The sequence below is a fragment of the Mesorhizobium sp. WSM4809 genome (assembly GCF_055811655.1).
The window spans coordinates 473,348-486,260 of the sequence record NZ_JBVVQW010000004.1 but is presented as its reverse complement, the minus strand read 5'-3'; the positions used below and the strand labels follow the sequence as shown (position 1 = coordinate 486,260).

At 63.5% G+C, this 12,913-nt stretch carries 10 protein-coding genes; 7 read left to right on the top strand and 3 right to left on the bottom strand.

The features are described from left to right. Positions 1-269: 269 nt before the first annotated feature. On the bottom strand, positions 270-1,562 hold the full coding sequence (rhaI, locus tag AC0L24_RS13540; RefSeq protein ID WP_127807913.1) for an L-rhamnose catabolism isomerase: 1,293 nt from the start codon (positions 1,560-1,562) through the stop codon (positions 270-272). A 96-nt stretch (positions 1,563-1,658) separates the two neighbouring features. Further along, positions 1,659-3,761, bottom strand: coding sequence for a bifunctional rhamnulose-1-phosphate aldolase/short-chain dehydrogenase (locus tag AC0L24_RS13535; RefSeq protein WP_127807914.1), 2,103 nt, complete (start codon positions 3,759-3,761; stop codon positions 1,659-1,661). A 184-nt stretch (positions 3,762-3,945) separates the two neighbouring features. On the opposite strand from AC0L24_RS13535, the gene AC0L24_RS13530 reads away from it, so the two are divergent. The 7 genes from AC0L24_RS13530 to AC0L24_RS13500 all read left to right on the top strand — a co-directional run bounded on the left by AC0L24_RS13530 (position 3,946) and on the right by AC0L24_RS13500 (position 11,085). Then, the gene (locus tag AC0L24_RS13530) at positions 3,946-4,755 is read left to right on the top strand and encodes a DeoR/GlpR family DNA-binding transcription regulator (protein ID WP_127397397.1); all 810 of its coding nucleotides are present in this window, start codon (positions 3,946-3,948) and stop codon (positions 4,753-4,755) included. Positions 4,756-4,810: 55 nt separating this feature from the next. Next, positions 4,811-5,806, top strand: coding sequence for a rhamnose ABC transporter substrate-binding protein (gene rhaS, locus AC0L24_RS13525; RefSeq protein ID WP_013533599.1), 996 nt, complete (start codon positions 4,811-4,813; stop codon positions 5,804-5,806). 84 nt (positions 5,807-5,890) lie between these two features. Beyond that, entirely contained in the window at positions 5,891-7,432 is a 1,542-nt protein-coding gene (locus tag AC0L24_RS13520) for a sugar ABC transporter ATP-binding protein (RefSeq protein WP_127807915.1), read from the top strand. Then, a complete protein-coding gene (locus tag AC0L24_RS13515) occupies positions 7,429-8,403 on the top strand; it encodes an ABC transporter permease (protein WP_127807916.1) in 975 nt (324 codons plus the stop codon). The genes AC0L24_RS13520 and AC0L24_RS13515 overlap by 4 nt, the downstream gene beginning before the upstream one ends. Then, positions 8,400-9,395, top strand: a complete 996-nt coding sequence (locus AC0L24_RS13510; RefSeq protein ID WP_127396711.1) for an ABC transporter permease — start codon at positions 8,400-8,402, stop codon at positions 9,393-9,395. The genes AC0L24_RS13515 and AC0L24_RS13510 overlap by 4 nt, the downstream gene beginning before the upstream one ends. Beyond that, a complete protein-coding gene (rhaM, locus tag AC0L24_RS13505) occupies positions 9,395-9,712 on the top strand; it encodes an L-rhamnose mutarotase (protein ID WP_127330852.1) in 318 nt (105 codons plus the stop codon). The genes AC0L24_RS13510 and rhaM overlap by 1 nt, the downstream gene beginning before the upstream one ends. Then, positions 9,709-11,085: an FGGY-family carbohydrate kinase gene (locus AC0L24_RS13500; RefSeq protein WP_473563794.1), complete on the top strand. Its 1,377-nt coding sequence runs from the start codon at positions 9,709-9,711 to the stop codon at positions 11,083-11,085. The genes rhaM and AC0L24_RS13500 overlap by 4 nt, the downstream gene beginning before the upstream one ends. Here the strand turns inward: AC0L24_RS13500 and AC0L24_RS13495 are convergent, their stop codons facing one another. Then, the gene (locus AC0L24_RS13495) at positions 11,086-12,912 is read right to left on the bottom strand and encodes an alanine racemase (RefSeq protein ID WP_127271726.1); all 1,827 of its coding nucleotides are present in this window, start codon (positions 12,910-12,912) and stop codon (positions 11,086-11,088) included. Position 12,913: the final 1 nt, after the last annotated feature.

Below are 12,913 nucleotides of genomic sequence, written 5' to 3'. Positions count from 1 at the left end.
GACTGATCGAGTCCACTAACAATTAAGGGAGCGTGAGAAAGAGCCCCCTCACCCGGATTGCCAACTGAATTGCGAAGCGCAATTCGAGGCAATCCGACCTCTCCCCGAGGGGAGAGGAGGTTGTCAGCGCTGACGTCAGTCTCTTCTCCCCAGCGGGGGTGAGGCGTGGTCCGCGCAGCGGGCCAAAAGCCAACTGCTTGGCTTTTCGAACAACGAACGCCCGGAGGGCGGTGGCCGCAAAGCGGCCGGATGAGGGGCCCGGCTCGGCCTCAGACAATGCCGCCCGAGCCACCGGCGACCGCGGGACGTTCCGCCGCGACCTTGGCGCGGTAACCCGCCGCACGATACGCCGCGACCGGATCAATGGCGCCGCCAGTCTTCAGCCGCGCCATGGCGAGGATCGGCTCGACATCGGTGCGGTAGGCGGCTTTCAGCGTCTGCGTCGCCATCAGCGCGTCGTTCAAGTCCTGAAAACCTTCCAGCGCCTTGCGGTCGACCAGCAGCGCCTGCGCATAGGCGCGCTGCACCTCGACCGCCGACAGCATCAGGCTTTCGATCGGGTCGGTGACGTTATGGCTCTGGTCGAGCATGTGCGCCGGATCGAAACCTTCGGCGCCGGACAGTTCGGCATCGACCAGTTCGTTGAAGACGAGGAACAGCCGGTAGGGGTCGATCGAACCGGCATCGAGATCGTCGTCGCCATATTTCGAATCGTTGAAATGGAAGCCGCCGAGCTTCTTGAACTGGATCAGCCGCGAGACGATCATCTCGATGTTGACGTTGGGGGCATGATGGCCGAGGTCGACGAGACAGAACGCCTTGTCGCCTAACTCCTGCGCGATCATGTAGTTGGTGCCCCAGTCCTGCACGACGGTGGAATAGAAGGCCGGCTCGTACATCTTGTGCTCGCTGAACAGCTTCCAGCCGGCGGGCAGTCCGGCGTAAACCTCTTTCATGGCGTCGAGATAGCGCTCGAACGCCTTGGCGAAATTGACCTGGCCCGGGAAGTTCGAACCGTCGCCGATCCACACCGTCAGCGCCTTGGAGCCCAGCGTCTTGCCGATCTCGATACATTTGAGATTGTGCTCGACCGCTTGCCGCCGCGTGCCGGCATCGGCATGCGACAGCGAGCCGAATTTGTAGGAAAGCGCCTGGTCCTTCGCGTCGGAAAAAGTGTTGGAGTTCATGGCGTCGAAGCCGAGGCCAAAGCGCGAAGCCGCCTGCTTCAGCCGGTTCGGGTCGGCCTTGTCCCACGGAATGTGCAGGGAGACGGTGGGCGTCGCCTGCGTCAATTGCTGGATGACGGCACAGTCCTCGATCTTGTCGAAGATGTCGCGCGGCTCGCCGGCGCCGGGAAAGCGGGCAAAGCGGGTGCCGCCGGTGCCGACGCCCCAGGACGGGATCGCCACCGCGAATTTCTCGACCTTGTCACGGATGGCGTCGATGGCGATGCCGCGACGGTCGAGGCGCTCGCCGAGCGAGGCGTAGTCGCGCTCGAGGTCGGCCTTGCGCGCGCCGTTGTCCTTGTCGACGAGGTCGGCGGAGATGATGGATTCGGACAAGTGCTGGTTCCTCCCAAAATATATGCGGGCAGCGCTGCCCTCATCCGCCTGCCGGCACCTTCTCCCCGTATAGTGACGGGGAGAAGGGCGAAGCGGCTAGCGCGTAAAGCTCTGGGCGTTGCCCGCGTCGACATTGATGATGTTGCCGGTCGACTTGGCCGACATGTCGGACGCCAGGAAATAGATCGCTTCGGCGATGTCTTCCGGGAAGACCGAGCGCTTCAGCATCGAACGCGAGCGATAGTGCTCCTCCAGATCGTCGGTCGACATCTTGTAGGCGGCGGCGCGCTGTTCCTTCCACTCGCCGGTCCAGATCTTCGAGCCGCGAAGCACCGCGTCCGGGTTGACGACATTGACCCTGATCTGCGCCTCCGCGCCCTCCAGCGCCAGGCAGCGGGCGAGATGGATCTCGGCGGCCTTGGCGGTGCAATAGGCGGCGGCGTTGGGCGATGCGGCAAGGCCGTTCTTGGAGGCGACGAAGACGACGTTGCCGCCGATCTTCTGCGCGCGGAACAGCCGGAACGCTTCCCGCGAGACCAGGAAGTAACCGGTCGACAGGATGTCCATGTTCTTGTTCCACAGCGCCAGCGTCGTCTCCTCGATCGGCGCCGAGGAGGCCAGCCCTGCATTCGACACCAGAATGTCGATGCCGCCGAACTCGACCGCTGTCTCGGCAAAGCCGGAGATAACCTGGTCCTCCGACGTGACGTTGATCAGCACCGGGCGGACGAAATCCTTGCCATAGACCTTGGCCAGTTCGTCATTGGCGCTGGCCAGCGCTGCCTCGTCTATGTCGGCCAGCACCACGCAGGCGCCTTCGCGCAGCAGCCGGTTGGCCGTGGCGCGGCCGATGCCGCCGGCGCCACCCGTGACCAGCGCGATCTGGCCGGCAAGCGACTTCGGCTTCGGCATACGCTGCAGCTTCAGGTCCTCGAGCAGCCAGTATTCGATGTCGAAGGCTTCCTGTGCAGGCAGGCCGACATAGGACGAGACGGTCGAGGCGCCGCGCATGACGTTGATGGCGTTGACATAGAATTCGCCCGAAATGCGCGCCGTCGCCTTGTCGCCGGCGAAGGTGAACATGCCGACGCCGGGCATCAGGTAGACGACGGCATTGGGATCGCGGATGGCGGGCGAGTCCGGATGCTTGCAGCTGTCGTAGTAGGCCTGGTAGCCGACGCGATAGGCTGCGATGTCGTCGGCAAGCCGCGCAATCACCGCATCGACATCGGGCTTGGCCGGATCGAATTCGATGACCAGCGGGCGGATCTTGGTGCGCAGGAAATGGTCGGGGCACGAGGTGCCGAGTGCCGCCAGCGGGCGCAGATCCCTGGAATTGACGAATTCGAGCACGGCGGCGGAATCGTCGAAATGGCCTGTTTTGTGGCTCTTCTCCGAGATCAGGCCCCGAATCCTCGGCATCAGTTTGGCCGCGATGGCACGGCGCTCGGTGGCGTCGAGTGCCTTGACCACTTCACCGCCGAAGATAGCGACACCTTCGGAGCGGCGCTCGAACCATTCGATCGCCTGGTTGATCACCGAGATCGTCGTCTCGTAGCATTCCCTGGGGGTGTCGCCCCAGGTGAACAGGCCGTGGCTTTCCAGGATGACACCCTTGGCATCGGGGTGTTCGAGGCAGAATTTCTCCAGCCACAGGCCGAGTTCGAAGCCCGGGCGCTTCCACGGCAACCAGCCGATGGCGTCGCCGAAGATTTCTTTCGTCAGCGCCTTCGAATCCTTCGCGGCGGCAATGGCGATGATGGCATCGGGATGCATGTGGTCGACAAAAGGCTTCGGCACGTAGGCGTGCAACGGCGTGTCGATAGAGGCCGCGCGTGGATTGAGGTTGAAGGTGCAGTGCGGCAGGAAGCCGACCATTTCATCTTCGTGCTCGACGCCGCGATAGAGACCTTTTAGCGCGCGCAGCTTGTCCATGTAGAGCGTGGCAAAGCCGTCCAGCTTGATCGAGGCGCTGTCGCCGCCTGATCCCTTGACCCACAGCACTTCGACATCCTCGCCGGTGAGCGGATCCTTCTGCCAGATCTTCGACGACGTGTTGCCGCCGCCATAGTTGGTGACGCGCTTGTCGGAACCAAGTGTGTTCGAACGGTAGACCAGAAGTTCCGGCCCGCTCATAGCGTGAGCCTTGGCCTCATCCCACAGATTGGCGAGGCGCGCGCCGGTGCGCTTGTCGAGCATATGCAATCCTCCCAAAGGCACGCAAAAGGCGCGGCCATTTGGTCCGAATTTCCACGGAAGCAGCCGGCTTGTCAATCACAAACGATCAATATCGATCATATTGCACTGCACAATGAAATTATATGATCGGAAATGATTGACACTGCGCGTTTTGGGTGCCTAGATGCTCAGGCAGGGAGGAACCATGCACGAAAAAGAGCGCCACAGGATCATTCTGTCCGCCGTCCAGGAAAAGCCTGTGGTGACGGTGCAGGAGATGGTCGACCTGACGGAGTCCTCCGAGGCGACGATCCGGCGCGATATCGCGGCTCTCCACGTCCAGAAGCGGCTGCGGCGCGTGCGCGGCGGCGCCGAGGCAATCTCGCCGCCGCAGTTCATCGGGCTGGCCGGCCGGCCCTTTTCCGTCAACGAAACGATCAACGCCTCGCAGAAGCGGTCGATCGCGCGTGAAGCGGTAGAGCTGTGCAAGGACGGCGAACCAATCATCATCAATGGCGGCACCACCACGTTCCAGATGGTGCATTTCCTGACCGGCCGCCGCATGCCGATCTTCACCAATTCGTTCCCGATCGCCGAGCACCTGCTCAAGCACTCCAAGAACACGGTGATGCTGTCGGGCGGCACCATTTATCGCGAGCAGAACATCATCCTGTCGCCCTTCGACAATGACGTGACGCGCAATTTCTATGCGCGCCGCATGTTCATGGGCGCGCAGGGTCTGGGGCCGCTCGGCCTGATGGAGGGCGATCCGCTTTTGATCCAGGCGGAGCAGAAACTGATCGACCAAGCCGACGAGTTGGTGGTGCTGGTCGATTCCTCGAAATTCCGCAAACGCTCCAGCCTGATCCTGTGCGGCCTGTCGCGCATCGCCACCGTCATCACCGATGACGGCATCGAGGATCGCGAAGCCAAGATGCTGGAGACCGCGGGGGTGACGCTGATCGTCGCCCGCACATCCGCGACCAACAAGGAAGAATCTTCACTGCAGGCCTGAGGCCAACTCGCGCTCGCAGCGACGATGGAATGCAACGCTCAAGGGAGGAAATTCGATGAGCTTCTTGAAGAAATTGATGGTGACGGCTGCATTCTCAGCCGCCATGTTCGTGAATGCCGCCTATGCCGAAAACGTCAAGATCGCACTGGTGGTGAAATCGCTCGGCAACGGCTTCTTCGATGCCGCCAACAAGGGCGCCGAAGAGGCGGCCAAGGAACTCGGCGATGTCGACATCATCTACACCGGCCCGACCAAGGCGACCGCCGAAGCGCAGATCGAAGTGGTCAATTCGCTGATCGCGCAGAAGGTCAACGCCATCGCCATTTCGGCCAATGACGCCGACGCCTTGGTGCCGGTGCTGAAGAAGGCCATGGAACGCGGCATCACCGTCATCTCGTGGGATTCGGGCGTCGCTAAGGAAGGCCGCCAGCTTCACCTCAACCCGTCCGATACCGGCCTGATCGGTGAGACCATCATCAAGCTTGCCGCCGACCACCTGCCGGAAGGCGGCGAGGTCGCCATCCTGTCGGCCTCCTCGACCGCCACCAACCAGAACGCCTGGATCGACGCGGCCAAGAAAATCCTGCCGGAGAAGTTCCCCAAGATCAAACTCGTCGCCACCGTCTATGGCGATGACGATTCGGCCAAGAGCACCGACGAAGCCAAGGGCCTGTTGAAGTCCTATCCGAACCTCAAGGCGATCATCGCGCCGACCACCGTCGGCGTCGTCGCCGCCGCCCAGGTCGTCACCGACGAGAACCTGATCGGCAAGGTCAATGTCACCGGCCTCGCGCTGCCGTCCGAGTTCAAGAAGTTCATCGACAACGGTTCCAGTCAGGCGGTTGCCCTGTGGAACCCGATCGACCTCGGCTACTCGGCCGTCTACCTCGCCCATGATCTGGCGGTGAAGAAGGAAGAGGCGAAGCCCGGCGCCACGCTGTCGATCGGCCGCGTCGGCAAGGTCACGCTCGACGACACCAACTCGGCTGCGATGGCTCCGCCCTTCCAGTTCGACAAGTCGAACATCGAAAAGTTCTCCAAGATCTATTGATCTGGAGTTCTCTAGAGCTGACGCGGCGGGGCTCACGTCCCGCCGCGACTTTAAACGAACCTTGTTTCAGGGCTTGATACGATTATGGACACGACAGCCCAACACGGCGCGGTGAAGGAGCGGCCTCCGGCCCCGGCTCCACGCCTGACGCTGTCCGGCATCTCAAAAAGCTTTCCCGGCGTGCGCGCGCTGCACAATGTCAGCCTGTCGCTCTACCCCGGCCAGGTGACGGCGCTGATCGGCGAAAACGGCGCCGGCAAGTCGACGCTGGTCAAGATCATGACCGGCATCTACCAGCCCGACGGAGGTACCATCAGCATCGACGGCCAGGCCGTCACCCTGCCCAGCGCGCATGCCGCCTTTGGCCATGGCGTCACCGCCATCCACCAGGAAACCGTGCTGTTCGACGATCTGAGCGTCGCCGAAAACATCTTTCTCGGCCATGCGCCGCGCACGCGTTTGCGCACCATCGACTGGCGCACGATGCGCAAAAATGCGCGCGAAGTGCTCGACACCATGCATGCCGGCCATATCGACGCCGACGCGCGGTTGAAGGACCTCGGCATCGCCAACAAACATCTGGTCGCCGTCGCGCGCGCCATGTCGATCGACGCGCAGATCGTCATCATGGACGAGCCGACCGCCGCGCTCTCGATGAAGGAGATCGAGGAGCTCTTTTTGCTGATCGAGTTCCTCAAGAGCGACGGAAAGGCGATCCTGTTCATCAGCCACAAGTTCGACGAGATCTACCGTATCGCCGACCGCTACACGGTGTTCCGCGATGGCGAGATGGTCGGCGAAGGCCTGATCAAGGATGCCGGCCAGAGCCAGATCGTGCGCCTGATGGTCGGCCGCGCGGTCGATCACATCTTCCCGCAGCGCAAGGCCGAGATAGGCGCGCCGGTGCTCTCCGTTTCCGGCCTGTCGCATCCGACCGAATTCAACGACATCGGCTTCGAACTGCACAAGGGCGAGATCCTCGGCTTCTACGGCCTGGTCGGCGCCGGCCGCAGCGAGGTGATGCAGGCGATATCGGGCATCACCCGCACATCAGCCGGCACGATCACGCTGGAAGGCAAGACGCTCGCGCCGAAATCGGCGGCGGATTCGATCGATGCCGGGATCGTCTACGTGCCCGAAGAACGCGGCAAGCAAGGCGTGGTGATCGGCCTGCCGATCTTCCAGAACGTCTCGCTGCCTTCACTCAAGCGCACATCGAAGTCCGGCCTGCTGCGGCTGTCGGAGGAGTTCGATCTGGCCCGCTCCTACACCGAGCGGCTCGACCTCAGGGCCTCCTCGCTCAGCCAGGACGTCGGCACGCTGTCGGGCGGCAACCAGCAGAAGATCGTCATCGCCAAATGGCTGGCGACGTCGCCCAAGGTGATCATCCTGGACGAGCCGACCAAGGGCATCGACATCGGCTCGAAGGCCGCCGTGCACGGCTTCATGGCCGAGTTGGTGGCGCAAGGCCTGTCGGTGATCATGGTGTCCTCCGAGCTGCCCGAAATCCTCGGCATGTCCGACCGCGTCGTGGTCATGCGCGAGGGGCTCGTCGCGGCGGTCTACGACAACAAGGGGTTGGACGCCGAGACGCTGGTTCGGACGGCAGCGGGGATCGCGGCATGAAGGCTTTCCTGAAATACCGTGAAATCTGGCTGTTGGCGGCCATCGTCGTGCTGATCGGCCTGATTTCGACGCGTTTCCCGGCCTTTGCCGACCCCGGCAATCTGCGTCAGGTGTTCAACGACACCTCGATCCTGATGATCCTGGCGCTCGGCCAGATGGTGGTCATCCTGACCCGGTCGATCGATCTGTCGATGGCGTCCAATCTCTGCTTCACCGGCATGGTGGTGGCGATGCTGAACGCCGCGCATCCGGCGATCCCGATCCCGCTGCTGATCGTCATTGCGCTGGCCGTCGGTCTGGCGCTCGGCGCCATCAACGGCCTTTTGGTCTGGCGGCTGAACATCCCTTCGATCGTGGTGACATTGGGCACGCTGACCATCTATCGCGGCGCGACCTTCGTGCTGTCCGGTGGCGCCTGGGTCAATGCCGACAAGATGAGCCCGGACTTCATCGGCTTTCAGCGCGCCGCCTTCCTCGGCATTCCGGTGCTGTCGTGGATCGCCATCCTGGTCATTGCGCTGTTCTTCGTCCTGATGACGCGCACCGCGCTCGGCCGCTCGATCTATGCCATCGGCGTAAACCCGACGGCTTCCGTCTATGCCGGCATCGATGTCGGCCGCACCAAGTTCATCGTCTTCTGCATCTCCGGCATGATCGGCGGCCTGTCAGGCTATCTCTGGATCTCGCGCTATGTGATCGCGTCGGTCGAGGTCGCCAATGGCTATGAGCTCAACATCATCGCCGCCTGCGTCATCGGCGGCATCTCGATCGCCGGCGGCATCGGCTCGGTCGGCGGCGCGGTGCTCGGCGCATTGTTCCTCGGCATCATCTCCAACGCGCTGCCGGTCATCAACATCTCGCCCTTCTGGCAGATGGCGATTTCTGGCAGCGCCATCATCCTGGCCGTCGTGCTCAATGCGCGCGGCGAACGCCAGCAAGGCCGCATCATCCTCAGAAAGGTGGAGGCGTGACCGACATCCCTGCCCCGCGCCACATTCCCGACCGGCTCGACAAGCCGTTCCGTTCGGCGATCTTTTCCTGGGAAGCGCTGCTGGTCGTTGTGGCCGTCGCCATCTTCGCCATCAACAGCTTCGCCTCGCCCTATTTCCTCGACCCGTATTCGCTGTCCGATCTCACCTTCAATTTCACAGAGAAAGGCCTGATCGCCTTCGCCATGGCGCTGCTGATCATCTCGGGCGAGATCGATCTGTCGGTGGCCGCCATCATTGCGCTGGCGTCGACGATGATGGGCATGGCGGTGCAGGCCGGCGCCGGCACGCCGGTGCTGGTAGCGATCGGCATCGTCGTCGGGCTCGGCTGCGGCGCCTTCAACGGTCTGCTGGTGACAAGGCTCGGTCTGCCGTCGATCGTCGTCACCATCGGCACGATGAGCCTGTTTCGCGGCATCGCCTTCATCATCCTCGGAGACCAGGCCTACAAGGGCTATCCCTCAAGCTTCGCCTTCTTCGGCCAGGGCTATGTCTGGTGGGTGGTGTCGTTCGAGCTGGTGCTCTTCCTCATTGCGGCCGTCGTCTACTGGTTCCTGCTGCACCGTACGAGTTTCGGCCGACGCGTCTTCGCCATCGGCAACAATCCGATAGCTGCGCAGTTTTCCGGCGTGCGCGTCGGCCGCACCAAGTTCATCCTGTTCTGCCTGACCGGGCTGATGTCGGGCATCGCCTCGGTGCTGATCACCTCGCGGCTCGGCTCGACGCGGCCATCGATCGCGCAGGGCTACGAGCTGGAAGTCATCACCATGGTGGTGCTCGGCGGCGTCAGTATCCTCGGCGGCGCCGGCAGCATTGTTGGGGTCGTGCTCGCAGCCTTCATCATGGGACTGGTGACCTTCGGGCTCGGCCTGCTCAATGTGCCCGGCATCGTCATGTCGATCTTTATAGGTCTGCTGCTGATCATCGTCATCGCCTTGCCGATCGTCTGGCGGCGATTGCGCGGAGGGCGCTGATGCCGCAGAAATACGCGTTCAAAATGAAGCTGAAGCCCGGCATGAAGGCCGAGTACAAGAAGCGCCACGACGAGATCTGGCCGTCACTGGTCGCGCTGCTGAAGCAGGCCGGCGTCTCCGATTATTCCATCCATCTCGACGAGGAGACCAATATCCTGTTCGGTGTTCTGTGGCGGCGTGACGACCACGGCATGGACGAATTGCCCGGATATCCGGTGATGCAGCGCTGGTGGGCTGAAATGGCCGACATCATGGAAACCAGGCCGGACAACGAGCCGGTGGCCGTGCCGTTGGAAACCGTGTTCCACATGGCATGAGTGCGATGCGCCACATCGCCGTCATCGACATCGGCAAGACCAACGCCAAGGTGGCGCTGGTCGACCTCGCGACGTTGAGCGAGGTGGCGCTGCGCCGCATGTCCAATGCGCCGGTGCGACAGGCGCCCTACCCGCATCACGATGTCGAGGCCTTGTGGGCATTCATCCTCGAAAGCCTTGCCGGTCTCAACCGCGAACAGCGCATCGACGCCATTTCGATCACCACCCATGGCGCGACCGGCGTGCTGGTCGACGCGGCGGGTGAACTGGTGCTGCCTGTGCTCGACTATGAGTTCGATGGCCCTGATAGACTGGCACCGGATTATGACGCGATCCGCCCCCCTTTCGCCGAGACCGGCACGCCGCGCCTGCCGCTCGGCCTCAATCTCGGAGCACAATTCTTCTGGCAGCAGAAAAGCTTCCCGGCGGAATTCGCCAGGGCCGCCGCGATGCTGATGTATCCGCAATACTGGGCGTTGCGCCTGACCGGTGTCGCCGCCAACGAGGTGACTTCGCTCGGCTGCCACACCGATCTGTGGAACCCTTGGACGGCGGATTTTTCATCATTGGTCGACAGGCTGGAATGGCGCGGGCTGATGGCGCCGGTGCGGCCGGCCAGCGACCGCCTCGGCCCGATCCTGCCCAGTGTTGCGATGCGAACCGGACTGGATCCGCAAACGCCGGTGTTCTGCGGCCTGCATGATTCCAACGCCTCGCTGCTGCCGCATCTTCTCTCCGACAAACCGCCTTTCTCCGTCGTCTCGACCGGCACCTGGGTGGTGTCGATGGGGGTCGGCGGCAAACAGATTGCGCTGTATGCAGCGCGCGACACGCTGGTCAATGTCAACGCACTCGGCGATCCCGTTCCCTCGGCGCGCTTCATGGGCGGCCGCGAGTTTTCCGTGCTGACAAAGGACCAGCCGGAGCAGTGGACCGAGGATGATGTCGGCGCCGTGCTGGCGCGAAAGATGCTGCTGCTGCCGTCGACCCAGCAAGGCTCGGGGCCGTTCCCGCACCATGCCGCGGCATGGGTCAATGCCGACGGCCTGAACAGCGGCCAGCGCTTTGCCGCCATCTCGTTCTATCTGGCATTGATGACGGCAACCTGCCTCGAGTTGATCGGCGCGGACGGCCCGACCACGGTCGAAGGCCCCTTTGCCCGCAACCGGCTCTTTGTCGGCATGCTGGCGGCAGCCACGGCGCGCGCCGTTGTTGGGTCCGAGGCCGCCACCGGCACCAGCATCGGCGCCGCGCTGCTGGCATCCGATCGGCCGGCGACGCACGGCAAGGGCGAAAGAATAGAACCGCCTGTAGACCCGGCCTGGGCCGACTATGTCAGCGCATGGCGGGGGGCAGTCGAAGCGCAGGGCTGATCAGAGAATCCGTTTGCCGAAAGCCGACATGACGAAGTTGACCGCGTCGGTGCCGATCCGCGGCTCCAGATCCGCCGTCAGGCCCGAAACATCCATCGACAGCAAGCCACCGGAGAGCGCGATCGCCTCCATCGCCTGGTGCGTTTCGCGCACGGTCAGCCCGCCGGAGCCCGCAGCCCAGCCGGCGAATTCGGTTGCGGTCGGCGAATAGCTGACATGAAAGCCTTGCGTGCCTGAGGTGGCGATGCGGATCGCTTCATGCATCAGGTCGCGCATGCCCATGGCGTCGATGTCGGTCATGGTGAAGGCCGACACGCGCGAATCCTTCAGCACCCGCGCCTCGGCCGGATCGGCGTGGCGCAGGCCGACGATGACGACATTTTCCGGCGACAGCTGCGGCTGCAGCGCGCCGGCCTTGTGATCGAGCCCGAGCGATCGCGCCAGGACCGAACATTCCGGCAGGTCGATGCCCTCCTCGTCCTCTGGCATCAGGGCGGCGATGGAATCGATCCAGATCAGGCCGAAAGAATGCGTCGCGCGCGCCGTCGCGGTCAGCGCCTTGTGGGCGATGCGACGATCGACGCCGGCAATCAGCCGGACCAGCCCCGATGGCGGCCGCTCGACATCGGCGAGTTCCACCACGTCGAAGTTCATCGCTTCCAGCCGGGCGCCGGTGCTTTCCCGGGCCAGGATGCCGGCGGCCCCCTGCCCGGCCGTGATCTGCACCATCTTACGGCCGGAAAAATCCTCGACGTCGTGCATCGGGGCCTTCTCGACATATTCCGAGGTCATCGCCAAAAGCATGGCGCCATAGCTCATGCGGAAGGCGACGCGGTCGCCGACGGAGGGCCTCGGGTCGGCATCGGCGACATCCAAAAGCAGATGATCGCTGGAGGCGCCGAGCACCCTTATCCCCCTGGCGATCGGCGTCAGTCCCTCGACCAGCACATCCTCACGGCCGATATTGGCGATGGCGCGCAGCCTGTCGCCTTCGTCGGGGAAGACCGGCTGGTTGCCGAAGGCGTCGTAACCCGATTGGCCGATCGGCCGTGACGGCTTGAGCTTGACCTCGATGATGTCGCTTGTCAGCCGGCAGGCATCGGGTTCGAGCTCCGCCCACGGCGTGTCGCGGAAGGTCTCGACACCACCCTGCAGGATCGCCTCGCCGACCCGCAGGTTGTTGATGCCGGCCGGCAACCTGCCTTCGAGCAGCAGCGGCAGCGACGACGAGGCGCCGCCGGAGATCACGTCGAGGCTTCTGCCGGACAGGCGCTCGGTCTTGTAGGCGTGGGCAACGAGCTGGCCGAGATTTTCCGGCGTCGGCATGATGGCGCCGAAGCAGCCGAGATTGGTGCCGATGCCAGCAATGCGAACGCCCTTGAACTGCAGTATCTGCTCGACGGTCGGGATCAGGTCGTTCGGCCAGATGCCTTCGCGCAGATCTCCGAGATCGATCATCAGCATGATGTCGTGGATGCGGCCCATGCGCTCGGCGATGCGCGATATCTCGCGGATGGTGGCGAGTTCCGACTGCAGACTGATGTCGACGGTGCGCACCACCTCCTCGACACGCGCCATCGGCGGGCTGCGCAACAGCATGATCGGCGCGTTGATGCCGCTGTCGCGCAGCCGGCGGATGTTCTCGAAACGCGATTCGGCGATGCCGGCGACACCGCCGCGCAACATGGCGCGCGCCACTTGCGGCATGCCGCAAGTGCCCTTGGTGACGCCGAACACTTTTATGCCCGACAGCGCGCAGCGCTCGACGATTGTGCGCGCATTGCGCTCGATGCGGCCAAGGTCGATAGCGACTTGCGGTCCCGACATC

What these genes read in the sequence shown, in the direction of transcription:
- AC0L24_RS13535 (WP_127807914.1), bottom strand. Translation starts at nt 3,761, where the DNA reads ATGCTCGACAAGCGCACCGGCGCGCGCCTCGCCAATCTGTGGGATGAG.
- AC0L24_RS13495 (WP_127271726.1), bottom strand. Translation starts at nt 12,912, where the DNA reads ATGTCGGGACCGCAAGTCGCTATCGACCTTGGCCGCATCGAGCGCAAT.
- AC0L24_RS13520 (WP_127807915.1), top strand. Translation starts at nt 5,891, where the DNA reads ATGGACACGACAGCCCAACACGGCGCGGTGAAGGAGCGGCCTCCGGCC.
- AC0L24_RS13530 (WP_127397397.1), top strand. Translation starts at nt 3,946, where the DNA reads ATGCACGAAAAAGAGCGCCACAGGATCATTCTGTCCGCCGTCCAGGAA.
- rhaS (WP_013533599.1), top strand. Translation starts at nt 4,811, where the DNA reads ATGAGCTTCTTGAAGAAATTGATGGTGACGGCTGCATTCTCAGCCGCC.
- rhaM (WP_127330852.1), top strand. Translation starts at nt 9,395, where the DNA reads ATGCCGCAGAAATACGCGTTCAAAATGAAGCTGAAGCCCGGCATGAAG.
- AC0L24_RS13500 (WP_473563794.1), top strand. Translation starts at nt 9,709, where the DNA reads ATGAGTGCGATGCGCCACATCGCCGTCATCGACATCGGCAAGACCAAC.
- AC0L24_RS13515 (WP_127807916.1), top strand. Translation starts at nt 7,429, where the DNA reads ATGAAGGCTTTCCTGAAATACCGTGAAATCTGGCTGTTGGCGGCCATC.